Raw genomic sequence first — 25,223 nt, forward strand, 5'->3', positions numbered from 1 at the left:
AGAATATTAAATAATTTAATTAAAATATAATTTTTAGAACACAAATACTAGAACAATATAAATAATAATATATATTTACTTTTAATATAAACATATATAAACTATGTATACAGTAAATAGTAACTTTTATCACATAATTACATGTTAAACAAGTCTAATATAGTATATATGGTTTGAATAACCATATTTTAATGATAGTAATTATTAAATATAGGTGATAATATGGCAAAAAAACGAATTTCTGATGTACTTATAGAAGTCTTAGCCAATGCGGGCATCGAACGCATTTACGGTATCACTGGAGATAGTCTAAACTCTGTAAATGATAGTTTACGCCGCAATGGTAAAATTGCTTTTGAACATGTACGACATGAAGAAACAGCAGCCTTTGCTGCCGGTGCAGAAGCATCCCTAACTCATAAACTAACTGTATGTGCTGGTAGCTCTGGTCCTGGCAACTTACACTTGATTAATGGTCTCTTTGACTGTCATCGCAATCGTGTTCCAGTATTAGCCATTGCATCTCACATTCCTCAATCTGAAGTAGGTTTGAACTATTTCCAAGAAACACATCCAGAAAATCTATTCAAAGAGTGTTCTTGTTTCTGTGAACTTATTTCTAGTCCTAAACAAATGCCGGAAATTCTATTCCGTGCTATGAACGCTGCTGTTGGTAACCAAGATGTTGCTGTTATCGTTCTTCCTGGGGACGTTGCAGTTATGGAAATGGAAATTGACGAATTACCTATATGGGCCCCACCTCGTTTACCTCATATCGTTCCACAACGAGAAGATATTGAAGAAATGGCTGCTCATTTAGAAACAGGCAAACGTATTACCCTATTCTGTGGTGCCGGCTGTGAAGGTGCTCATGACGAAGTGGTAGAATTAGCAAAACACTTACAAGCACCGGTTGTACATGCTTTCAGAGGTAAAGAATGGGTTGAATGGGATAATCCATATGATGTAGGTATGACTGGCCTATTAGGCTATACATCTGGCTACCGTGCTATTGAACAATGTGATACATTGGTAATGCTTGGTACAGACTTTCCTTACCGTCCATTCTATCCAGAAAATGCGAAAGTAATACAAGTAGATAGAGATCCTAGCGCTTTAGGTCGTCGCGTACCTCTTACACAAGGTATCATTGGTACTGTAAAAGATACGTTAAAAGAATTATTACCTCTTGTAGGCCAACGTGGTGATACTGAATTTATCGACACAGTGCGTAAAGCGTACACTAAATTTAGAGGTGATTTAGATAGTTATGCCGTTGCCGAGCCAGATGGTGTAGCAATTCACCCTCAATACTTCGTAAATCGCCTCAATAAACTAGCAGCAGAAGACGCGATCTTTACCTTTGACGTAGGTACTCCAGTTATTTGGACTGCTCGCCATCTAAAAACAAATGGTAAACGCCGTATTTTAGGATCCTTTAGCCACGGCTCCATGGCTAATGCTATGATGCACGCTATCGGTGCTCAAAATGCATGTCCTAATCGTCAAGTCATCTCCCTCTCTGGTGACGGTGGCTTTACAATGATGATGGGCGAAATGCTGACTTTAAAACAATTGAATCTACCAATTAAAATCTTTGTATTCAATAACGAAGAACTTAGCTTTATCGCTATGGAAATGAAAGCTTCCGGCTATCTAGACTACGCTACAGACTTTGTAAATCCAGATTTCGGTAAACTAGCTGAAGCTGCTGGTATCAAAGGGGTTAGCATTCATAACTCTAGCGAAGTGGATGAAAAAATTATGGAAGCCCTTAACCATAATGGCCCAGTAATCGTTAATGTTCGCGTAGACAAACAAGAACTTGCAATGCCTCCTAAAATTGCATATCAACAAGCTAAGGGCTTTAGCAAATACTTGATCAATGCAATCCTTGATGGCCGTGGTACAGAGCTTAAAGAAATGGCCAAAACAAACTGGATGAAATATAAATCCCTATACTAATATTGCAAAATTTGCAAAATCTGCCAAAATAAATAAACTGCAAAACTTTCAAAAAGAGGATTCATCATATGATGAATCCTCTTTTATTTAAAATTAATTATTTACTGTAATAAAACCTTCAGTCCATCCTCTAAGATTAAGTGTAATTGGATATATTCCTAAATACTCTAATCCATGTATCTTTAATATATCCCAGGTCTTATACCAATCTAATGCTTTCTCTGCATATTCTAAAGTGCTAAATAAACCTATGTATCCAGAACTAGAATAATATGGATCTATATCGTAATCATACCAAACACCATAAATTTTATTATTTACTATTTCATAGTTAATATCATCACCTATATGAGCACAATCATTTAAATAGTGAGTTTTTATAGAAAAGGAATCATCATTTAACTTAGAAAATCCAGACAATATTTTAGATTCAACTAGAGCCTCTTCAGCTAATGATCTATCAGAAAAAAATCCTAATCCAAAATATTCTGTATAAGGTAGCTCTTCATTCTTTTTATAGTGTGCTAAAGCTTCATATATTGGAACTCTCATAATTCATTAACTCGATTCAATATAAATATAACAGATTAACTATTTCTTTTTATCTATAATAATCGTCCTCATAATCGTCTTTATACCGTATCACATCGACCTCTGATGGAGATAATACATTCCCCTCTTCATCTACATATTCCCGGAATTCGTTAAAGTATACACCTGGAATATCTGATTCTTCTAGTACTGGTGTATCCTCAGACTCAATATCCCAAAATTCTAGTTCAACATCGTGATTTTGAACTTCCTCAGTGATGTTAGATTCACTACTATTACCTTCCAAATTCATTTTTGATTCTTTATAATCATTACAATCCGATGAATTAATTCCTAGAAACTTCAATAATCCACTTATCATTACATAACACTCCCTTACATCAATGATATAGTAATTTTATTGTAGCAAAATATATAAAAATAAGCACTATATCCACATTTCAGATATAGTGCTTACTTTGTATTTAAGTCTTATCTTGTATTTTATTATGCTCCAAATAGTGACATTTGTTCGTCTTCAGGAAGTTCACCACAGCATTTGAGGTCTTTCATAAGATCAATGATGGTATTTGATACTTTACAGCGGCGTTGTAAGTCTTTTAGAGATGTAAATGGACGTTCATTTCTTTCCTCGACGATAGTATCAGCCACTGTTTCACCTAGAGAATCAATGGCTAAGAATGGTGGCAATAAAGCGCCATCCTTAATACTAAAGCGTCTAGCTTCGGAATGTTGAATATCTACATTAATAAAACGATAGCCCCGTTGATACATCTCCATAGATACTTCCAAGGCACTCATAAGGTCCTTATCTTTAGGACTGGCAGCACGATCAAGAGCCTTGATACGGTTAAACTCGGTCAATTGTGTTTTGAGGTCCCCTGTCATGATCCGTAAATCGAAGGCTTTCGCACGAATGGAGAAGTAAGCTGCATAAAATGCCAATGGATGATATACCTTAAACCAAGCAATACGGAAAGCCATCATTACGTAAGCTACCGCATGGGCCCGTGGGAATAGATAGGAAATCTTTTTACAAGATTCAATAAACCATTCAGGAATATTATTTTCACGCATTTCTGCTTCAAATTCCGTCGTAGCTTGCCCTTGTTTATTTCGTTTTTCAATACCCTTACCTTTACGCACATTTTCCATTACAAAGAAGCTATGCTTTCTATCCATGCCCCGATGAATCAAGAAGTTCATTACGTCGTCACGAGTTGAAATGGCTTCATTCAACTTACAAGTACCATTTTTAATGAGATCTTGCGCATTGTCAAGCCATACGTTTGTACCATGTGAAAAGCCAGAAATACGAACTAAATCAGAGAATGTTTGGGGACGAGAGTCTTCAAGCATGCCCCGTACGAATTTCGTGCCACATTCTGGAACAGCCAAGCTAGCTACTTGGTCACCTTGCAATTGCTCAGGTGTTAAACCAATCCCCTCTGTAGAGGAGAACAAGCTCAATGTCTTTGGATCATCAAATGGTATTGTCTTAGCATCGATGCCAGTCAAATCCTCTAGCATACGAATAATTGTGGGATCATCATGGCCCAGAATATCTAACTTAGTCATACGACCTTCGATGGAATGATAATCAAAGTGTGTCGTTAATACGCCACTTTCCTTTTTATTAGCTGGATGTTGAATTGGCGTAAAGTGATGCACATCCATATCTCGAGGACATACCATAATACCACCAGGATGTTGGCCTGTAGTATTCTTCACATTTGTAAAGCCCTTTGCTAAATGTTCAAAGAAACCATTACGAGCTTGAATGTCTCGAACTTCGGCGTACTTTTTAACATAACCAAAAGCAGTTTTATCAGCTATAGTGCCGATTGTACCGGCTTTAAATACATTATCACGGCCAAATAGTTCTTCTGTATATTTGTGAGCTTTTGCTTGGTAATCACCAGAGAAGTTAAGGTCAATATCTGGAACCTTATCACCTTCGAAACCAAGGAAAATAGCAAACGGAATATCATGTCCATTTGTTTGTAAAGCATGACCGCATTCAGGACAGTTTTTACGAGGCAAGTCAAAGCCCCCTGCATATTCACCCTTTTCAAAGAATTCTGAATATTTACAGTTAGGGCATACATAATGAGGCGGTAATGGGTTTACCTCTGTAATCTCAGACATGGTAGCGGCAAAGGATGACCCTACGGAACCACGGGAACCTACGAGATACCCATCATCAAGAGATTTTTTTACCAGCTTATGAGCGATGTAATACAATACGCCGTAACCATTGGAAATAATACAATCCAATTCATAATCGAGACGTTCTTGTACGACACGCGGCAATGGATCACCGTAAATAGCCTTCGCATTTCTATAGCACATTTCTGTGAAAGCTTCGTCAGCACCTTCAATCTTAGGTGAATATGTACCATCAGGAACGGGCTTAATATCTTCAATGCTATCATTAATAGCACGTGTATTAGTAACGACTACTTCGTATGCTTTCTCTTCGCTTAAATAAGGGAAGGACGCAAGCATTTCATCTGTAGTACGTAAATGTAAATCTGGTTGTTCATCTGCATCTGGATAACCACATGCAGTTAACATGATTTCACGATAAATTTTTTCTTCTGGTGTCAGGTAGTGAACGTCACAAGTAGCACATACAGGTTTATTTAAGGCTTCTCCTAATTCGATAACGATCTTATTCATATCGATGAGTGCCTGCTCGTCGGGCATGAGACCTTTACGAACCAAAAACGTATTGTTAGTATGTGGCTGAATTTCAAGATAATCGTAGAAGGAGGCTATTTCTAAAAGCTCTTCTTTTGTAGCTCCACGAACGATGGATTGCATAAGCTCCCCTGCTTCACAGGCAGAACCGATGATAATACCTTCACGATGTTCTTCAATAACGGAACGAGGCAAACGAGGACGAACCTTATAATGTTCAAGGTGAGAAATGGAAATCATTTTATATAAATTACGTAAACCTACCATATTTTTAGCTAACAAGATAATATGGTACCGTTTATCTTTTTCTTTTTTCTTTTTCTTATCTAGTACAGGCTCTTCATCTTTTGTTACCGTTTCATCTTCGATGAGGTAACCTTCTACACCGTAGATAACTTTAACACCTAACTCCTTACCAAGAGCTTGCGCTTCTGGGAAGGCTTGTACTACGCCATGGTCCGTAATAGCCACCGCAGGATGACCCCATTTTTTAATTGTTTTAAACAAGTCTTTTACAGATACAAGAGCATCTTTATCACTCATCTTGGTATGTAAGTGGAGTTCCACACGAGAGTCCGGACGATTTTCAGTTCGTTCCACACTAGTAGTTTCTATTGCTTCAATACTGCGAATAGAAAGAATATAATCCTTGTCAAAACGATCATCAAAGCTAACACTACCTTGTACGCGAACCCGTTGTAAGCCTTTTAGTCGTTTTAATAATTCATCCCCTTCTTCAGGACTGTTCGTAAACTTAATAAATTTAATGCTATTTGTATCATCTACAATGCTGCCGTTAACGATACTTTTACCCGTCTTAGTATCACGTTTATCTAACCCTACAAAGACACCTTCAAAAATTACACTAGGTGTATCCAAGGTGCCCATGATTTTAGAGGTGACCCCTTCAATTTTAGGTCCTAAAATCATGCCTTCATCTGTAGATGCCTCCTTTGGTGCACGACGAGGATATTTACCATCCCCTTCACTTCCTTTAGCCGTAGATTTTGTAGTTTTTTTAGGGCCAAAGCCTTTGCTTGCTTTAGGTGTACTGCTCACAGATGCGATAGTATCACTACTGCTAGATTCGGCAGCCGTATGATTAAAACGAGACACAACAACTGGACTATTGTTGAAATAGCCTAATTCAATAGCTTCTACAAATGGGGCAAAATCATCTTCGTCTACATCATCATATTCATCTTGTTGGTCATAACCCGCAAAAGACTTGCCTCTAGGTTCTTGATTTTTAGCCTCTTCAGCTTCACGTTGTGCTTCAGCCGCTTCAATCCATTCACCAGCACCACAGCCACCGCCATAATAATAGGTATCTAACCCTTCACCCGTTTCAGTATCTACTTTCCAAGCAAAGCAACAAGCTGTATCTGTATTTGTTGGAATATCATCAAAAGAGATATTTTTTTCCTTATACCATGCAGACAACCTTTCACGTAGACTAAGCAATGTGGAAAATGCAGAGTCTGCTGCTTGAATCGTCACATGTTGGCTATGACAGTTCACATAGAAGGATGATTTCTTATTCTGTTTTGGTACAACACGATAACGTACTTTCATTTTTATCCCTTATACCCACAGTAGGTAATACATAAATCTCTAAATCGCCAAATATCGCCCTTGCTGCTACGGCTATCTAATATAATCTCATAAAGACCTTTTAATAAAGCTCGTAGAGCCTTAATTGAAATTCTCGGACTCGCCTCGTAAGCTAGCTTAATCGGATATGGTTTAAATGACGAATCATGATCCTTACATAAGTTTTGTATGGCTTGAACAGACATACCCACTTGGCGACATTCGCTAACTAGCAACTGTAAACGTAATTGCCCCTCAATATAGCTCATAGCACGGTCTAATTCTTTATAGCCGAACATAAATGGAAATAGTTCAAGTAATGTATCGATATCTCTTTTTAATAGAGCCTCTTTAAAAGTAAAAATGTTTTTGGCTCCATAGTCACTACCGTTTTCTTCGAGAAATTCTTTGGTAATAACCTTTTCCCCAGTAATCTGTAAAAAATATCGGTCAAACTCAGTTCTCATAAAAGAAACAGGTACCTCTTGCCACAAATCAATGAGATGAGCCACATATTCCTGTGCATCAGGCGTCATTTTAAAGCCGTTAGACGTACAGTACTGACGTATCCACATCACAAGGTCTGCCCCTTCAAGACGCTTACATTGATGATTTGGTATTTTTTCTAAAATCTCTTTATTCTGCTTAATACGTTTATCAATCATATCATGATAAATCAAAACGATAGGATTATCTCCATTATATTCCAAGAGGAGTTCATACAATGGAATCCAAGCATCACTATTTTTGCCACTTTTACGAATGATAGGCAAATTAACTAAACAGAAGACCTTTTGATCGCCAAAAAGTGAATCTTCACATAGTTTTTCACTTATTTTTTGTGGGCCCACCTCATCATCTAATACAGTCACTGGAAGGTCTGGATAGGCACTTAAAAATTTACGTTTTTCTTCTTCAATTAATTGTGGTTCGTCGCCATAGATGAGTTGAATATGTGCCATGTTCCCTCCTTTCACAGATAGATATCTTTAATAAAGCTGTATCCCATTATATACATATGTTCTGATGATGGATCCACATCGCGTAAAGCACCATGAGGACTACTAAACAAAACAGTACTACGCGGTGAAATACGATCAATTTCATGCATTACACTAAATCGACTCGTTATAAATAAAACATTAGCCTTATCATTTAATTTTAGATTTTTTTCTCTACTTTGTCCATTATATACGACTATTTGGTTCATACCATTTTTATATATTACCCTTGCCGAACCGTTACTGTGAAAGTACTTAACTTTTACCATTCTAGGATTCATGCCATATGCCCTAATAGTTTGATTAATTAGACTTTCATTAGGCATTGTTTTAATATAATCTGGTGCATCGATTAACTAATATGCCTGTTCATGGTTTGGTGCTATACACAGCAGCACATTACACTGTTTCATAGGAATATAATGGATTAACGTATTCTTGTGATGATGAGTCACATAGTATGAAACACCATAGGCTGCAACCATGCATAATAAGGACATTACTACATATACAGTATACTTCTTCTTATGTGTCAAAAAGTACGTAAACAGACCTAGTAAAGTATAATATACATAAACACAATAAAGATGCATCATACCAAGCCAAAGTAAACTACCACTACTCCCTAAGACATGATTTAAATATAACGATATGCGTAATAGTACATCTATCAAAGACCATGGAAAAGATATAGACATTACATAGCTAATAACAGTGCTTATAAAGATTAAAATGATGGATATATCTAATATAGGTGCTACTATGCAAGCTGCTAATAAACTAGCAATACTAATATAGTGAAAGTAATACAGCTGTAGCGGCAAGATGAGCAACTGTGCTGACACACATAAAACAAGGGGTGTTTTAATCCATTTTGGTAGCCATTGTATCCGTTCATATAGTACCTTCCCCCATATAAGTAAACCATAGGTTGCACCAAAGGATAGTTGAAAGCTTACATCAAACAAAGAAAAAGGATCATATACAAGACATAGTATAGCGCATATACATAAAGCCTGTTTAGCTTGATATAATCGTCCTTTTACATAAGCCATGCACATGAGTATACTCATCATCGTTGCACGTATAACAGGTGCATCTCCACCAACGATACAGCAATATATACAAGCTACTAATATACCTAAAATTAAGCATGTGCGCTTCCCTAATTTAACGAGTCTTCCTAAACCGTAAATTAAGGCTAATAGCAGTGCAATATGTGAGCCAGAGATAGATAAAATATGGATGAGACCCGTATAAGCAAAATCTTTCATTCGCTTTTCCCCTAGCTCACTATAATGACCACCCAAGCATAAGGCTTGTGCTAATACCTTTTGTGGACCATCTAGATTACTAGCAATATTTTTTTCAATAGATTCTCGTATTTGACCACATAAATATAAACTTTTTCCATATAGTTTTTCAGAAAATGTTTCTTTAAAGTGGAATGCTTGTAAATCTTTATTAGTAGCAGATCGATATACACCATCATAGATTCGACCTCTTGTATTAGAGCTCATATATCTGCCTCTAAGATTAATGCGTCCTTCCTCTTCAATGAGAAATAAGCTTTTTGGTGTACCTTCAATTATTGCTTGTTCCCCTAGCCGTATTGTATACTTTGTAGCAGATACCTTTGAGTAAATCTGTAATCGACCCTGTGCCTTAATATAGTCATTTTTAGCAGAATCTTTATAGGGATGTAATCCATGTAACTCTACATTATATTTGTAATATTCCTGTCCATCTAGATTTACTATTTCAGGAGATGATACAACAGTACCTAGATATTCTCCTTCTTGCTGTAAATAGTATGATGTATAGCTACTATAATTAATAATTTGTAAGTCTGTATGATAATAGGATAATCCCATTGCAGCAAAAACTAATATTAATAAATTGGCATATAAACGCCACCTACAATAAGATTGCATTATTTTAATAACAGTTACACCAATAATAGCTAAGGCAATCGCAAAAATATAATGCATTTGACTAAGTACGGGATAATATTTACCATATCCTAATATAGTGCCAATTATTATAGATCCCAATATAGTATGTGCCCATTGGCTATAAATTATAAATGGCTTTGTATTAACTAAAACTTGAGTATTGAAGATTGATTCCTCAAACGCTCGTTCTGTATTCCTAAATTTAGATTGTAATTTTATCTTTAATCTTCTTAAATACGCCATCACCGATGCCCTTCACCCCCTTGATACCTTCAACGGATGTAAAGGGTCCTTTTTGTGAACGATACTCTTCAATTCTTTTTGCCATAGCGGGTCCTATGCCTGGTAATGCATCAAGATCTTTTGCAGAAGCTGTATTGATATTAATTTTGTTACCGCGCAATAAAACCTCTGGATTACCGTGGAAGTTAAATACTATGTGGATATGATCTCCCGCATTAACCGACTTTGCCATATTGACTGATTCTACATCAGCATAAGGTAATAGCCCACCTGCTAACTGAACTACATCACCTACAGTAGCACTACTTTCAAACTCATATAAACCAGGTGAAACTACGGCGCCCGTAATATAAGCTATAGGTTTGTTGGATGTTTGTTCAACAGTTGATATAGAAGAATTTCCATCTATTGCTCCTTCAACTAAGACAGAATCGCTTTCATCTGTTATAATAGGCCATAGGAAATAAATTCCTACTAAAATACATAGGATTAATATAATTGTCATATATGGCTTCAATTTTACTTTCATAGTGCACCTCCTACTGAAAGAATTCCCTATGAAAAAGTAAACTCCTACCGTTGACTCTATTGGTCACACCAGCAGGAGTTTCATAATTGATGTCGAATATAAGGAGATACAATGAATCAAGAAATATTAAAAAAATATGCACATACCTTGTTAAAATATGGCGTAAATTTACAAGAAGATCAAACTCTTGTTATTTCTGTAGATGTGGAAAACAAAGACTTTGCAGTTATCGTCACAGAAGAAGCATATGAATTAGGTGCCAAAGAGGTTGTCCTCAACTGGAGATGTTCTCCAATCGCTCGTCAACGTTTATTACATGCTAAGGAATCTGTATTAGAAAGACCGGCTAACTGGATACCTGAATTCTACAAGCAATACATCGATGATAAGGCCGCTTTCTTATCTTTGATTAGTGCGAACCCAAAAGCGTTAGAAGGTATTCCAACAAATCGTATTTCACTACAATCTCGTAACTTAAATAAAGCTTTATCCTTCTACCATACAGCGATTATGAACTCCTCTGTTACATGGTGCGTTGCTTCTGTACCAACGGTTCTATGGGCAGATTTACTTGGCTATGAAGGTACAGATGAAGAGAAAATTGAACAACTATGGGCTACCCTATTAAAACTTTGCCGCATTGAAGGTGTAGAACCGAAAGACACATATCGTCATCACATGGCAAAATTGCGTCACCGCTGTGAAGCATTGAATAAATTAGACTTAAAGGCATTGCGTTATACTTGTAAAAATGGTACTGACCTCTTATTAGAATTACCAGAAGGTCATATATGGCTAGGTGGTGAAGAATCTTCAAAGGATGGCACTATTTTTAATGCCAATATTCCTACAGAGGAAGTTTTCTCCGCACCCCAATATAATGGTGTTAATGGTATTGTATACAGCACAAAACCTTTAATTTACCATGGCAATACTATTTCTGATTTCTCCTTTACTTTCAAAGAAGGTAAAATCGTTGATTATACTGCAAAAGAAGGTTATGAAGTATTAAAAGAGTTAATAGAAACCGATGAAGGCTCCCACTACCTCGGCGAAGTTGCTTTGGTGGACCACTTCAGCCCAATTAGCCAATCTAACCAAATTTTCTACGAAACATTGTTTGATGAAAATGCATCCTGCCATTTAGCGATTGGTGCATCTTATCCTACATGCCTCAAAAATAGTGATGGTTTATCTGAAGAAGAATTAAAAGAACGTGGCCTTAACTACTCCTTAACACATGTAGACTTTATGATTGGTCATGAACATATGAATATTAAAGGCTACACTCGTGATGGCCAAGAAGTAGACATTATGATTGATGGCCGTTTACAAGTATAAACATGACTACAGTGTAATCCTACATTGGATGATAGTAAAAACTGTACGTTCAATCTAACGGATCTGGTTGATATCAATTTATAATAGAAAACTACATATAAAAGAGCCCCTATATACGCTTGTATATAGGGGTTCTTATAAGTGGTAAAAAATTATTATATCACAATGTAATATTCAATGTGCGGCCTGTAGATTTGTATTCAATAATGTCTACACCTGCGGTTTTCAACATCCGTTTGGATGCTTTTACTTCTTTTGTATCCTTATAGAGATCATCGCGATAGATAACGGCTTTAATACCACTTTGAATGATGGCTTTCGCACATTCATTACATGGGAAAAGCGTTACATATATTTTAGAGCCCTCTAGAGAACCGCCACGATAATTTAAGATTGCATTGAGTTCGCTATGTACAGTATAGAAATATTTGTTATCATCAGCTGTATCACGTTCCCATGTGAAATCATCATCACTGCAATTCAAAGGCATACCATTATAACCAATGGACAAGATTTTATTATCATTACTAACAATACATGCACCAACTTGTGTATTTGGATCCTTAGAACGTTGTGCTGCCAAAATGGCAACACCCATGAAGTATTCATCCCAGGAAATATAATCGCTACGTTTTGCCATAATTACCTCACTTAAAATAAGCCCCCTTCTACCTATGTAGTTGGGGGCTTACAATATTAAACAAATAGAATATCCTTATTTAACAACGATATTTACAAGTTTACCAGGTACGTAAATAACTTTTACGATATACTTACCTTCTATAAATTCTTGAACACGGCTAGATTCTTTGGCCAATGTTTCTAATTCTTCTTTTGTAATATTTACGGAAACAGTAAGTTTATCACGAACTTTACCATTTACTTGCAAGACTACTTCTACTTCGTCTACAACGAGAGCGGATTCTTCATATACAGGCCATTTTTCTGTGTGAATGGATGTAGTTTCACCCAATTCATGCCACAATTCTTCTGTAATATGAGGCACAAATGGCGCTAAAAGAAGCAATAAGGAATGTGTCAATTCATTAGCTAATGCACTATTGATTGTTTCTACTTTATCCTTATGAGCATACATAGCATTTACAAGTTCCATGATGGCAGAAATCGCTGTATTAAAGTTGAAATTATTATCTAAGTCTTCCGTAACCTTTTTGATAACACGGTGTAATTCACGACGCAATCCGAATTCGTCTTTTGTAAGATCACCAGTTACATTTTTCTTAGACTCTTCGTTGTACGCATCAACAATACGCCATACACGGCCTAAGAAACGATAGGAACCTTCAACACCTTGGTCAGACCAATCAAGGTCACGATCTACAGGAGCTGCAAATAGAATGAACAAGCGAGCAGTATCAGCACCATAGGTATTGATAATTTCTTCAGGAGAAACTACATTACCTTTGGATTTAGACATTTTACTGCCTTCTTTAAGAACCATACCCTGTGTCAACAAGCCACGGAATGGTTCATTTGCATCGATAAGGCCTAAATCGTGAATAACTTTCACAAAGAATCGAGAGTACAATAAATGCAAGATAGCATGTTCAATACCGCCGATGTATTGGTCAACATTCATCCAGTAATTAGCAATTTTTTTATCGAATGAAGCTTGGTCATTTTTAGCATCTGTATAGCGCAAGAAGTACCAAGAGGAATCGATAAATGTGTCCATCGTGTCTGTTTCACGACGTGCAGGGCCACCACACTTAGGACATGTAGTATTTAGGAAGCTTTCAGATGTAGCTAATGGAGATACGGCACCAGATTCAAATTTAACATTCTCTGGCAAGCGTACTGGCAACTCTTCTTCAGGAACGAGTTGTTCACCACATTTTTCACAATATACTACAGGAATTGGCACGCCCCAGTAACGTTGACGAGAAATCAACCAGTCACGAAGGCGGAAGTTTACTTTACCTTCACCAATACCGCGTTCATTAAGAGCAGCTGTAATATTTTTACGAGCCTCTGCAGATGTTTGGCCGTTATAATCGCCAGAGTTAACTAGAATGCCATCTTCATGGTACCATTCTTGCCATTTTTCAAGGCTATATTCTTCGCCTTCACAAGCTACAACCTGTTTAATTGGCAAATCGTATTTATGAGCAAATTCCCAGTCACGTTCATCATGTGCAGGAGAACCCATTACAGCGCCTGTACCGTAGTCTACTAATACATAGTTAGCAATCCAAACCGGTACTTGTTCGCCAGACATAGGGTTTACTGTATAAGAGCCGGTGAACATACCTTCTTTAGGTGCCTCTGTAGATGTACGGTCGATATCGCTCATATTCCGCATACGTGTAATAAAAGCTTCTAATTCAGCTTTATTAGGAGCGTTTTCAATAATGCGTTCTACATATGGATGTTCAGGAGCCAGTACTACATAGCTTACGCCATAAATTGTATCTACACGGGTCGTATACACAGATACACGTTCATTAATAGACGGTACTTCAAAGGAAAACTCCGTACCTTCTGAGCGGCCAATCCAATTCTTTTGCATCAATTTAACGCGTTGTGGCCAGTGATCAAGAGTATCCAAATCAGTTAACAAGCGATCTGCATATTCAGTGATGCGCAAGAACCATTGAGACAAGTCTTTTTTCTCAACTGGGTTATCACAGCGCCAGCAAGCACCATCGATGACTTGTTCGTTTGCCAAAACAGTATGACAAGTTTCACACCAGTTTACTTTAGCTTCTTTTTTGTACGCTAAGCCTTTTTTATAAAATTGTTGGAAGAACCATTGAGTCCATTTATAGTAATCTTCTTTGCAAGTCGCTACTTCACGGTCCCAATCGTAGGACAAACCAAGAGCTTTTTGTTGTAATTTCATGTTCTCGATATTATCAAGAGTCCATGTTTTAGGTGCAATACCATGTTTGATAGCCGCATTTTCAGCAGGCATACCAAAGGAGTCCCAGCCCATTGGATGCAACACGTTGAAGCCCTTCATTTTTTTGAAACGAGCTACTACGTCACCGATGGAATAGTTACGCACGTGACCCATGTGTAAGTTACCAGATGGGTACGGGAACATTTCTAATACATAGTATTTTTCTTTAGATTCATCATATTCTGTTTTAAATGTATGGTTATCTTCCCAATACTGTTGCCACTTTTTTTCAATATCTTGGGCTACATACTTTTCGTTCATGTAGGGGCCTCCTCATATGGTCAACCTCATAGGTTGCCATTTTATAATTAATATTTTTATTTTACTACGTACTGTAAAAGCAGTCAAACACTAGCGTTTTACGACTTGAATAGTTTTTATTAAATCATTTTTAGGGCTTGTATTTTGATCAGAACTATGACTAGTATATAAATCATTTTGCTCTTTAACAGTTTGTTTATTGTGTTCTTTTCTAGCTTTAGCCTCTTCTTCTAAGCGTTTTTTCTCAGCTTTTACTTTTTCAACTTCTTCTTTTGCTTTGCGTTTAGCAGCTTCTTTCTCTTCTTTAGCTTTCCGTTTTGCTTCCGCTTTAGCTGCTTTTTCTTTTTCTTTTTCTTCTAAGCGTAATTTGTATTGTTCAAGCTTTGTTAATGGTTTAGCTTCTTGAACTACAGGTTCAGGAACAACTGCTGTAGGAGATTTAGGAATACCACGTCCTAAGTCTTTTTCTTGAATCATAGTAATCGTAGAAATATCTTCAAACCCTTTACGCCATGCTGCAAACCCACCAAGGTGTAATTCTTTTACCAGATCAAGTTTTAAGCCTAACGATGTATTATCTTCAAACCAAATACGATCTGAACCAGAAGCTGTTGGAATAGATAAATAGTATAACTTTAATCGATCGTCCCAAGTCATTTTATCTCTGTAATTAGCAAAGTAATTACTTGTATTCTTCATAGCCAATGTCTCGCTTTTTGCATAACCATTCGTTTCATGCCATAAGCGCATATAGAATGGTACGCCTAATATTAACTTTTGAGAAGGAACTTCAGATAGCATTCTTTCTGTATGGCTACGGACCCAAGGATAACTTGCAACAGGACCTGCAGTAGTACTCTTAGCCCAAGTTTCGTCATACGCCATAAGAACTACATAATCTACTGTATCTGCCAAAGCTTTACGGTTATACACTAATGACCATTCTGGACTATCAGAATAGCCAGTCACATCGATAGAAGTTTTAATATTATACTGATGTAAATGATTAGACAAATATGCTACAAATGTTGTTAAACGATCACGATCAGCATAATTAATGTTTTCAAAGTCAAAGTTATAACCATCAAACCCATATATATAGGCATATTGAACAAGGTTATGAGCAAATTTCTTCCATACCGATTGATCCGACAAAATACCACTTGTAAAATTAGAGTCAAACCGATTAGTAATTAACGGCCAAATATGATAGCCTTTATCCTTATACGCTTTCACATAATCAATATTTACATTTGAACTTGCTTCTAAACCTAAGCTATGCAATTTAAACCAACTTGGAGAAATAATATTATCACCACTCGTATTGAGTTTTGCCTGATACGGAATTCCCTCTGTTGTCCATGGATCAAAAGCCCAAGCCAATGGTGTTTGCAATGTATAAGGTGCTTTCACCGTAGATGCTTCTGGTGCAGGGCCTAAAATAAGTTGACCATTATTTTTTGTATAACTAACACCCAGCATAGCTGGCTCAGACTCAATATCTACATAGGATATACCATCTTTTTTGGTAATGGGCAATTTAACAGGTTCACCTACGGCTGCAGGATTTAAAATAACCGTATCACCTTGTAATTCACTTTGTGGAATATATACTGTATATGCTGTTTTATATTGATTTGCTTCGTAATGACGTGTAGTAGTGGCTAAAAATTGATCTAATGGTACCAATACCTCTGCTTGTACGATTGTACTAGATAATGCAGACATTACTAAAGCTGTTAATGATTTTATAATAGTAGATTTACGAATCATGTACTCTCCTAATTCTAGGTCCCATACTGGGATACAATACCAATCTCTATATTATACCATATTATATATAGTTCATCTCTTTTCTTGCATGAAGGATATATGTAATTTATAATTTAATTTATGTACTAATAAAAAATTATCACATAAGGAGTTTTGTATGCATCAATATTTATTTTTCATAGGGGACTTCCCTATTAGAGCCTATGGTACCATGTTAGCTTTGGCTATCATCTGTGGCGCTTCTGTGGCGTACGTACTGTTAAAGAAAGATAGTCGTGGATGGCACGAGCACATCATCGACTTTTCCATTACTGTAGCCGTAGCTGGTCTTATCGGCGCTCGCCTATGGGACGTATTCTTCTTTGATTGGGATTATTACGGTAATCATTTATTGGAAATTCCCTTTGTTTGGCAAGGTGGCATGGCCATTCAAGGTGGCGTGGTACTAGGCACAATTGCTGGCTATTGGTATCTTCACAAAAACAAAATCGACTTTTGGGCTTTTGCCGATTTATTTGCCCCTGCATTGATTTTAGCTCAATCCGTAGGTCGTATGGCAAACCTTTTAAATGGTGATGCTTTTGGTCATCCTACAGGCGGTAATTATGGTATTATCTATCCTGAAAGTACTCTTGCCTACCGCACCTACGGTAATCAACCGCTTTGGCCTGCCGAAGTATGGGAAGGTCAAATCGATATTCTTATCTTTGTAGCCCTTCTATTATTTGGATCCTTCAAGCATGCTAAGGGTCAAGTGTTCGTACTATATGCCATTCTCTATTCTACGGCTCGTTTCTTCTTAGAGTTCTTACGTGGTGACTACGTAAACTTAACGCTAGGTTTAAAATCTGCTCAAATGACGAGTTTAATAGCTATCATTGTCGGTATCTGTGTATTTATCTACCTAGGCTATCTAGAAAAGAAAAATCAAAAAATAATTGTTGCTACAGAGCCAACAGTTAAAACTAATAAGCGTAAATAAATTACATATAAAAAGAAAAGTCCTACATTCATTGGTTTTACCATTGAATGTAGGACTTTTACTATTTTTTGAAATAAAACTATTTCTTAAAAGGCTATTTTCTATAAGGCTATTTCTTATAAATTTTCTTTAGCTTTTAGAGCATCAAGTTCTTCTAATGCACGATTTGCAATCAGTGCATTTTTTTCTTTTTTCTTACGTACTTTTTGAGGCCACGACTCCATGATGCCAAAGTTGACATTCATCGGTTGGAAATTAGAGCCTTCGTAGTTAGAAATATAGTGACTAAGGGAACCGATAGCCGTCGTCTTAGGAAATTCAATAAATGGTTGTTCCTCTAAGTAACGGTCTACTTGTAGGCCTACCATTAGACCACTAGCAGCAGATTCTAAATAACCTTCAACTCCAGTCATTTGACCAGCAAAGAATAAACGCGGTTCCTTTTTAAGCTGGAATGCATGATTCAATAACTCAGGAGAATTGATATATGTATTGCGATGCATAACACCATAACGAATGAAATCGGCATTTTCAAGGCCTGGAATCATACCGAATACACGCTTTTGCTCGCCCCATTTTAAATGAGTTTGAAAGCCTACCAAATTAAACATGGTACCTTCTTTATTCTCCTTACGCAATTGCACAACTGCATAAGATTCCTCATTGGTGCGTTTATCCACTAAGCCCACAGGCTTTAAGGGGCCATAACGCAATGTATCTTCCCCACGGCTCGCCATAATTTCTACAGGCATGCAGCCTTCAAAGTAGATTTCTTTTTCGAAATCTTTTGGTTGTACGGCTTCAGCCGTTGTAAGCTCATGCCAGAACGCTTTATATTCCTCTTCTGTCATAGGACAGTTAAGATAATCCGCATCGCCCTTGTCATAACGAGAAGCAGCAAAAACTTTATCGTAGTTTAAAGATTCGTCCGTTACGATAGGTGCAGCAGCATCGTAGAAGTAAAATTCTGTTTCACCAGTTAAGGCTTTAATCTTATCTCCTAATGCTACAGACGTAAGTGGACCAGAAGCAAAGATAACAGTTCCCTCTATAGGAATCTCAGTTACCTCTTCGTGATGAACTGTAATATTAGGATGCCTCTTTACCTTCTTCGTCACCATTTCACTAAACAAATGACGGTCAACGGCTAAAGCGCCACCTGCAGGAACAGCAGTTGCATCGGCACATTCCATAATGATGGAACCAAGTCGACGCATTTCTTCTTTCAAAAGACCTACCGCATTTTCAATATTACCAGCGCGCAACGAGTTACTACATACAAGCTCCGCAAATTGATCTGTTTGATGCGCAGGAGAACTCTTAACAGGTCGCATTTCATATAAGTCTACATGAATGCCTCGGTTAGCGAGTTGCCAAGCCGCTTCAGAGCCTGCAAGGCCTGCACCAATAACGATAACATTTTTATGATTCAATTGTAGTTTCCTCTTTTTTAGCTTTGCTAGACTTTTTAGATTCTTTTACAGACTCTTCACTAGCTTCACTCTTTTTCTTTCTTGTTTTCTTTGGTGGCCTAGTAGGACAAGTTTCATTGGAACAGAACTTTTTAACTGTACCATTTTTATATGTCTTTTCAACCATTATAGAACCACATGTTTCACAGAAATCATGAGTTGGCTTATCCCATAGTTTAAAGTCGCATTGTGGGTATCGATTACAGCCATAGAAAATGCGTCCGCGACGAGACTTACGTTCTACGATTTCCCCTTCTTTACATTTAGGACACATTACCCCAGTTCCCACTGTAATAGGTTTTGTGTTTTTACATTCTGGAAAATTAGAGCATGCTAAGAACTTACCGTATCGACCAAATTTATATACCATTGGACTATGACAAAGTTCACATATCTCATCGCTTTCCATAGATGCAATTTCAATGCGGTCTACATCACTTGCATCTTCTAGTTCTTGCGCAAAGACCTCGTAGAAATCAGATAATACTTTTACATACGTATCCTTACCAGATGCGATAGCATCGAGTTCTTCTTCTAGATCACGGGTAAAGCCAGTATTGATGATTTTTTCAAAATATGTAATCAAGAAGTCTACCACTACAAAGCCTAGCTCAGTAGGCACGAATTGTTTATTCGTATTTTCCACATAGTTACGGCTTACGATAGTATCTAGAATTGGTGCATATGTACTAGGGCGACCAATGCCAAGTTCTTCTAATGTCTTGATGAGACTCGCCTCGGAGTAACGTGGAGGTGGTTGTGTAAAATGTTGTTCAGGCAATACCTCTACCGTATGGGCAGCATCATTTTTTTTCAGAGCTGGCAATTGAGGTGCATCCTCTTTTTTCACATCTTCATAAACAGCACTGAAACCTGGGAAGATAACACGAGAGCCAGTTGCTTTAAAGGTATAGTCATCTTTAACATTCAACTCAATCGTTGTGGATTCATTTTGTTGAGGCGCCATTTGGCTCGCCATAAAACGATTCCAAATCAACGTATATAAGTTAAGTTCATCACGACTCAAGAATGGTTCCACCATTTTAGGTGTTAACTCGAGAGATGTAGGACGAATCGCCTCATGCGCATCTTGTGCAGAACCTTTAGAACCGTACACATTTGGTTTAGATGGATAATATTCCTCCCCATAGTTACGAAGAATAAAGTCCTTAGCCATAACTTGCATCTCTTTAGAAATACGCGTAGAGTCTGTACGCATGTACGTAATCAAACCTACGTGGCCATAGGAGCCAATTTCTAAACCTTCATATAAATGTTGGGCGATCATCATCGTACGCTTAGCTCCAAAGTTCAATTTACGCACACCATCTTGTTGCAACGTAGATGTTGTAAACGGAGGTGCCGCTTTACGAGAACGTTTGCGCTTTTCAATATTTGTCACTACTGCATCTTCACCGCCAATAGCATCAACCACCGCTTGTGCATCGCTTTCAGTAGTAATATCGATTTTCTCGCCTTTAATATGTGTCAACTCCGCTGTGAAAGATTCTTTTTTAGGTGTTTCAAAATTGCCTTCAATCGTCCAATATTCTTGTGGCACGAAAGCTTGAATTTCTCGCTCTCTTTCACAGATAAGTCGAACTGCAACGGATTGCACACGACCTGCACTGAGGCCTTTGCAAACCTTTTTCCATAACAAAGGACTTAATTTATAACCTACGATACGGTCTAATACACGGCGTGCTTGTTGGGCATCTACCATGTTCATATCGATAGTACGTGGAGAATCCAATGCTTCTGCTACCGCATTTTTAGTAATCTCATTGAACGTAATACGGCATGTAGACGTAGGATCTACATTTAGAATGTACGCTAAATGCCAAGAAATAGCTTCCCCTTCACGGTCAAGGTCAGTTGCGAGCAATACGGCACTACTTTCATCGGCATAGGAAATGAGTTCATCAATAACCTTTTTACGTGTTACTAAATTGCTATAGCGCGGCGTAAAATCATGCTCGATATCGATGCCCATTTGAGATTTAGGCAAATCTCGTAGATGGCCCATACTTGCTTTTACCACATAGTTAGGACCTAAGAATTTTTCAATTGTTTTAGATTTAGCAGGAGATTCTACGATAACCAAGACTTTGCCGTCTGGATTATATATGCGAGGCTCCCGTTGCTCCGGTGGCACGGAAGTTTGTAGTACAGATTTATCCCGTACAATCCCCATTGGAGTAAGGGCTTCTTTAGTAACCTTACGCTTTATAGTAGTACTCTCTTTCTTAGTATTTTTCTTTTTTGTATCTTTACTAGTACTAGCTGCTTTCGGCTCGCCAATAACGATAGATCGTTTAATGGACAAGTATATCACTCCTAGTCATATTAATATAGCCTCTCGGCGGATGATTCTCTATAGCCCCTTCCATTTCTAATGTTAGTAATAAGGGCTGTAGTTGTTGTAATGGAATACGAGTCGCTTTCAAAATATCACTAACCGTAATACATCGATCATGAGGTATTTCATTCAATATTACACTCCTATCCACATTAAAGCTTAACATAGAGCACCCTTTTCTATCAACACTTTGACTATGATTCCCTATTTGAACGCTAGCTTTTACGCCTTTATTACCTTTATTATTTGTTGGTAAAAGTTTATGTTCACTAGAAAAATATTCCCGCATTGTTAAATGGTATTGTTCAACTATATCCTCATAACCAGTAAGTACATATGCACCATTTTTCATTAAGAATTTATTTCCATCTGCCGTATGGTCTAATAGATTACATGGTACCACAAATACATCTCGCCCTTCACTAACCGCCATATCTGCCGTAATCAAAGAACCACTACTGGACTTGGCCTCCACTACGATAACACCTCTGCATAATCCACTAATGATACGATTCCGTGCAGGAAAATGTTTTGCGGACGGCGGTGTGCCTGGCGGGTATTCAGATAGAAGTAACCCATTATTTTGTAACATACGATCAAATAATTTTGCATTTTCTCGAGGATAGGTAATATCTAAACCACAACCCATAACAATGATTCCATACCCCTGACTAGCCAGAAGGCCTTCATGACCATGTGAGTCTATACCACGGGCCCCACCGCTAACAATAATGGTACTGTATTTACCTAATTCTTTGCCGAGCATTCTCGCCACATTCCGGCCATATAAGGAGCAACTCCTTGCTCCAACAATAGCAATGCGATTTAATCGTCCATCTAAGAGTGCCCGATTACCTCTCATAAATAAAATGGCTGGCGGATTGTATATATGATTTAAAATAGACGGAAAGTCTTTGTCTAAAAAGGTAGTAAAATCCATCTGGTATTCGTCTACTTTATGGATAATATAATCTAATTTTTCATCTTTAGCCGATGCTGAAATGGCACGTTTATCAGATGCAGAAATATGTGTATAAGATTTTAAGTTTTCTACATTCTTAATAGCTTGCCACGCATCATAAGGGGATCCAAAATCCTCTATAAAACGCCTTACATATGTAGCTCCAATATTATATAAACTTTGTAATCCTGCAATATAAATATTGTCATCGTATCTAGTCATATAAACACCTAGTAATTCTTTCTATGTATATAAGCCTTAATTTTATATAGAATTAAACAACTACTTTTGGCAAATAAACAACTACTAAATTTAAAAGATACTTACTTTATTTGCCAGTTCTAAATAACATTGCTTCAGAAATATGATGTGGTTCTACTTTTGGATTTTCTTCTAAATCAGCAATTGTACGAGCCACCTTTAATATGCGATCAAAAGCTCGCCCACTTAAATGAAAATGGTCAAATATATTGCCTAAAACACTCCAAGCCTTATCTGTAATATTGCATAGTTCACTAATTGCCTTATGAGGAATTGCTCCATTCGAATTAAAATCAAAACCTTCAAATCGTTTCTGTTGCATCGCAGTAGCCATGATAACTTGCTGTCTCATACTTTCACTCGTCATATTTGAAGTTGATGTATCTAACAGCTGTTCAAGGGTCGGTCTCTCAACGGGAATATGTAAATCAATACGATCCATAATCGGCCCTGATAACCGTTGCTGGTAATTTTTAACCATCGTTTCTGTACAGACACATTCCTTATGGGGATCATGGTAATACCCACAAGGACAAGGATTGGCCGCAAGAATACAAATAAAATTAGCTGGATATATGTAATTTCCTTGAGACCGATTTATAGTAATAGTCCTAGACTCTAAAGGCTGTCGTAATGCATCGATTACTTGGCGTTGAAACTCAGGCGCTTCATCCATAAATAATACACCTCCGTGAGCTAATGTTACCTCTCCAGGACGTCCCTGTATCCCTCCACCGACCATACTAGCCAAAGTTGCCGTATGATGAGGATGTCTAAAAGGTCTAGATGTAACTAGCCCATTATCACCTAGTAAACCTATTACATCTTGTATACGACTCACTTCAACAATTTCATTCCAAGTCATAGGAGGCAATATGGTCGGTAATCGTTCGGCCATCATCGTTTTACCCCCACCTGGAGGCCCTATCATAATACAATGATGATGACCTGCAGCACTGATGAGCATGGCTCGTTTGCCTAACTCTTGACCTTGTACATCACCAAAATCAACTGTATATGTTTGATTAGTCTTTATAGTTATACTTTCATCCGTAACAGACGTATCAACACAATTATTACTAATCATAGTTACTTGTGGTTTACTGATTGTATATAGATTCTCATTGGTTCCTGTTAATGGCATAGACTCTAAAGACCCTGGAATTGATTTATTGGCATTGTGTTTATTTACTTTTTCTTTTTTGATACTTATTTGTTTATTTTTATCAACTACCTTTGGCTTAATTTGTTCCTCTAAAATAGTAATAATTTCTTGTAGTGATGATCCACCATATATGGTTAAATTAGGAATAGACTGTAGCACTTTACCATTTGCAATACTTGTATAAACTGTTGAATAGTTAGCATCTAATCCTGCTAGCGACATAGCTAAAGTCCCAAAGGTTGGTAATAGCGAACCATCTAACGCTAACTCTCCCATAAACAAACTCTTATCAAATAAAGCCGAAATCTTTGCTTTACGCCCCTTTATCTGTCCTGATGCAAGCAGAACCCCTAAAGCGATCGCTAAATCGAGCCCAGCGCTACTTTTACGAATTGTAGCCGGAGCTAAATTGACTACAATGCGTCTTATTGGAAATTCGTATCCACTATTTTTAATGGCCGCTCGTACCCGTTCACGAGCCTCTTTAACCGATTGATTAGGTAGTCCAACGATATCAAAAACCGGCAAACCTTGTGATATATCGACCTCTACAGTAATGATGCATCCATCAATGCCGTGTAAGGTGGCTCCATATAATTTTGCGTACATAAACTAACCTCACTAAAAGCACTGTGGTAAATAATGAATAGAACTTTGAAAGTCTTCGTGTAAATACACCTCTATTACATCAAAGGATATTTCCTTCCAACGGCGCTTTTTTTGATTTAGATCATATAGAAACAACATGGCAGCTCGTTTAATATGCTTTTGTTTTTTCTTGGTAACTGCCTCACGTGCTAGTCCATGTTGCATACCTCGGCGAGCTTTAATCTCTATAAAATGATAGACTAAATCACGTTTAGCAATGATGTCGATTTCCCCTAATCGGGTTCGATAATTTGTATCTACTACAGTAAGTCCCATTTTTTCAATATAGTTAGTGGCTACTCGTTCTCCCCATTTGCCTAGTTCTTTTGAATCGAGTTCATTAAAAGCTTTACCAGTACTAATCGTTTTCATATATACCTCCTAATAAGGTGTATCTGCAACAACAACTCATAGAATTTAATATCTATACTATATTAATCTTTCAACAAGTAATACTTACTTGTAGCGTAAATTATGGAGGTTACAAAAGTAAATACAAAAGAGGTTCCTAATAGTCACATAGGTGACCAATAGGA

16 protein-coding genes and 1 pseudogene are annotated in these 25,223 nt (G+C 37.3%); 3 read left to right on the forward strand and 14 right to left on the reverse strand.

The genetic code is table 11. The features are described from left to right. Positions 1–222: 222 nt before the first annotated feature. The gene (gene poxB, locus HMPREF1865_RS08410; RefSeq protein ID WP_060919818.1) at positions 223–1,965 is read left to right on the forward strand and encodes a ubiquinone-dependent pyruvate dehydrogenase; all 1,743 of its coding nucleotides are present in this window, start codon (positions 223–225) and stop codon (positions 1,963–1,965) included. A gap of 93 nt (positions 1,966–2,058) precedes the next feature. On the opposite strand, the gene HMPREF1865_RS08415 is transcribed toward poxB, so the two are convergent. From HMPREF1865_RS08415 to HMPREF1865_RS08440, 6 genes and pseudogenes are all read right to left on the reverse strand, one after another. Beyond that, complete coding sequence (locus HMPREF1865_RS08415; RefSeq protein WP_060919819.1) at positions 2,059–2,517, reverse strand: hypothetical protein; 459 nt, start codon at positions 2,515–2,517, stop codon at positions 2,059–2,061. Between the two features lie 49 nt (positions 2,518–2,566). Continuing rightward, entirely contained in the window at positions 2,567–2,878 is a 312-nt protein-coding gene (locus HMPREF1865_RS08420; protein ID WP_072270809.1) for a hypothetical protein, read from the reverse strand. 125 nt (positions 2,879–3,003) lie between these two features. Then, complete coding sequence (locus HMPREF1865_RS08425) at positions 3,004–6,795, reverse strand: PolC-type DNA polymerase III (RefSeq protein ID WP_060919820.1); 3,792 nt, start codon at positions 6,793–6,795, stop codon at positions 3,004–3,006. A gap of 2 nt (positions 6,796–6,797) precedes the next feature. Continuing rightward, complete coding sequence (gene holA, locus HMPREF1865_RS08430) at positions 6,798–7,775, reverse strand: DNA polymerase III subunit delta (RefSeq protein WP_024061647.1); 978 nt, start codon at positions 7,773–7,775, stop codon at positions 6,798–6,800. Between the two features lie 11 nt (positions 7,776–7,786). After that, a pseudogene (locus HMPREF1865_RS08435) lies at positions 7,787–10,012 on the reverse strand (ComEC/Rec2 family competence protein). Then, on the reverse strand, positions 9,972–10,541 hold the full coding sequence (locus HMPREF1865_RS08440; RefSeq protein ID WP_021148170.1) for a ComEA family DNA-binding protein: 570 nt from the start codon (positions 10,539–10,541) through the stop codon (positions 9,972–9,974). The pseudogene HMPREF1865_RS08435 and the gene HMPREF1865_RS08440 overlap by 41 nt, the downstream one beginning before the upstream one ends. A gap of 111 nt (positions 10,542–10,652) precedes the next feature. Here HMPREF1865_RS08440 and HMPREF1865_RS08445 point away from each other — a divergent pair, with 111 nt between their 5' ends. Further along, positions 10,653–11,882, forward strand: a complete 1,230-nt coding sequence (locus HMPREF1865_RS08445) for an aminopeptidase (protein ID WP_060919821.1) — start codon at positions 10,653–10,655, stop codon at positions 11,880–11,882. A gap of 160 nt (positions 11,883–12,042) precedes the next feature. Here the strand turns inward: HMPREF1865_RS08445 and HMPREF1865_RS08450 are convergent, their stop codons facing one another. The 3 genes from HMPREF1865_RS08450 to HMPREF1865_RS08460 all read right to left on the reverse strand — a co-directional run bounded on the left by HMPREF1865_RS08450 (position 12,043) and on the right by HMPREF1865_RS08460 (position 16,839). Then, positions 12,043–12,522, reverse strand: coding sequence for a deoxycytidylate deaminase (locus tag HMPREF1865_RS08450; RefSeq protein WP_004695896.1), 480 nt, complete (start codon positions 12,520–12,522; stop codon positions 12,043–12,045). Between the two features lie 75 nt (positions 12,523–12,597). After that, positions 12,598–15,066: a leucine--tRNA ligase gene (gene leuS, locus HMPREF1865_RS08455; protein ID WP_060919822.1), complete on the reverse strand. Its 2,469-nt coding sequence runs from the start codon at positions 15,064–15,066 to the stop codon at positions 12,598–12,600. 90 nt (positions 15,067–15,156) lie between these two features. Further along, positions 15,157–16,839 carry a glycosyl hydrolase family 18 protein gene (locus HMPREF1865_RS08460; RefSeq protein ID WP_060919823.1) on the reverse strand — a complete coding sequence of 561 codons (1,683 nt, stop codon included), beginning with the start codon at positions 16,837–16,839 and terminating at the stop codon, positions 15,157–15,159. 157 nt (positions 16,840–16,996) lie between these two features. Here HMPREF1865_RS08460 and lgt point away from each other — a divergent pair, with 157 nt between their 5' ends. Next, positions 16,997–17,821, forward strand: coding sequence for a prolipoprotein diacylglyceryl transferase (gene lgt, locus HMPREF1865_RS08465; RefSeq protein ID WP_060919824.1), 825 nt, complete (start codon positions 16,997–16,999; stop codon positions 17,819–17,821). A gap of 116 nt (positions 17,822–17,937) precedes the next feature. Here the strand turns inward: lgt and trmFO are convergent, their stop codons facing one another. The 5 genes from trmFO to HMPREF1865_RS08490 all read right to left on the reverse strand — a co-directional run bounded on the left by trmFO (position 17,938) and on the right by HMPREF1865_RS08490 (position 25,059). Beyond that, positions 17,938–19,254 (reverse strand): methylenetetrahydrofolate--tRNA-(uracil(54)-C(5))-methyltransferase (FADH(2)-oxidizing) TrmFO, encoded by a 1,317-nt coding sequence (gene trmFO, locus HMPREF1865_RS08470; RefSeq protein WP_060919825.1) that lies wholly within the window; start codon positions 19,252–19,254, stop codon positions 17,938–17,940. Then, a complete protein-coding gene (topA, locus tag HMPREF1865_RS08475; protein WP_060919826.1) occupies positions 19,244–21,619 on the reverse strand; it encodes a type I DNA topoisomerase in 2,376 nt (791 codons plus the stop codon). Before topA ends, trmFO begins: the two co-directional genes overlap by 11 nt. Beyond that, positions 21,609–22,835 (reverse strand): DNA-processing protein DprA, encoded by a 1,227-nt coding sequence (gene dprA, locus HMPREF1865_RS08480; RefSeq protein WP_060919827.1) that lies wholly within the window; start codon positions 22,833–22,835, stop codon positions 21,609–21,611. Before dprA ends, topA begins: the two co-directional genes overlap by 11 nt. A gap of 106 nt (positions 22,836–22,941) precedes the next feature. After that, entirely contained in the window at positions 22,942–24,648 is a 1,707-nt protein-coding gene (locus HMPREF1865_RS08485) for a YifB family Mg chelatase-like AAA ATPase (protein WP_060919828.1), read from the reverse strand. A gap of 12 nt (positions 24,649–24,660) precedes the next feature. Beyond that, entirely contained in the window at positions 24,661–25,059 is a 399-nt protein-coding gene (locus tag HMPREF1865_RS08490) for a YraN family protein (protein ID WP_004696986.1), read from the reverse strand. Positions 25,060–25,223 lie beyond the last annotated feature (164 nt).

The sequence above is a fragment of the Veillonella parvula genome (assembly GCF_001553335.1).
GTDB lineage: Bacteria > Bacillota > Negativicutes > Veillonellales > Veillonellaceae > Veillonella > Veillonella parvula_S.

Bases quoted from the DNA above. Each gene is read 5' to 3' on its own strand.
- HMPREF1865_RS08485 (WP_060919828.1), bottom strand. From the start codon at position 24,648: ATGTACGCAAAATTATATGGAGCCACCTTACACGGCATTGATGGATGC.
- poxB (WP_060919818.1), top strand. From the start codon at position 223: ATGGCAAAAAAACGAATTTCTGATGTACTTATAGAAGTCTTAGCCAAT.
- HMPREF1865_RS08460 (WP_060919823.1), bottom strand. From the start codon at position 16,839: ATGATTCGTAAATCTACTATTATAAAATCATTAACAGCTTTAGTAATG.
- HMPREF1865_RS08440 (WP_021148170.1), bottom strand. From the start codon at position 10,541: ATGAAAGTAAAATTGAAGCCATATATGACAATTATATTAATCCTATGT.
- holA (WP_024061647.1), bottom strand. From the start codon at position 7,775: ATGGCACATATTCAACTCATCTATGGCGACGAACCACAATTAATTGAA.
- HMPREF1865_RS08445 (WP_060919821.1), top strand. From the start codon at position 10,653: ATGAATCAAGAAATATTAAAAAAATATGCACATACCTTGTTAAAATAT.
- HMPREF1865_RS08450 (WP_004695896.1), bottom strand. From the start codon at position 12,522: ATGGCAAAACGTAGCGATTATATTTCCTGGGATGAATACTTCATGGGT.
- HMPREF1865_RS08420 (WP_072270809.1), bottom strand. From the start codon at position 2,878: ATGATAAGTGGATTATTGAAGTTTCTAGGAATTAATTCATCGGATTGT.
- leuS (WP_060919822.1), bottom strand. From the start codon at position 15,066: ATGAACGAAAAGTATGTAGCCCAAGATATTGAAAAAAAGTGGCAACAG.
- HMPREF1865_RS08490 (WP_004696986.1), bottom strand. From the start codon at position 25,059: ATGAAAACGATTAGTACTGGTAAAGCTTTTAATGAACTCGATTCAAAA.
- HMPREF1865_RS08415 (WP_060919819.1), bottom strand. From the start codon at position 2,517: ATGAGAGTTCCAATATATGAAGCTTTAGCACACTATAAAAAGAATGAA.
- lgt (WP_060919824.1), top strand. From the start codon at position 16,997: ATGCATCAATATTTATTTTTCATAGGGGACTTCCCTATTAGAGCCTAT.
- HMPREF1865_RS08425 (WP_060919820.1), bottom strand. From the start codon at position 6,795: ATGAAAGTACGTTATCGTGTTGTACCAAAACAGAATAAGAAATCATCC.
- dprA (WP_060919827.1), bottom strand. From the start codon at position 22,835: ATGACTAGATACGATGACAATATTTATATTGCAGGATTACAAAGTTTA.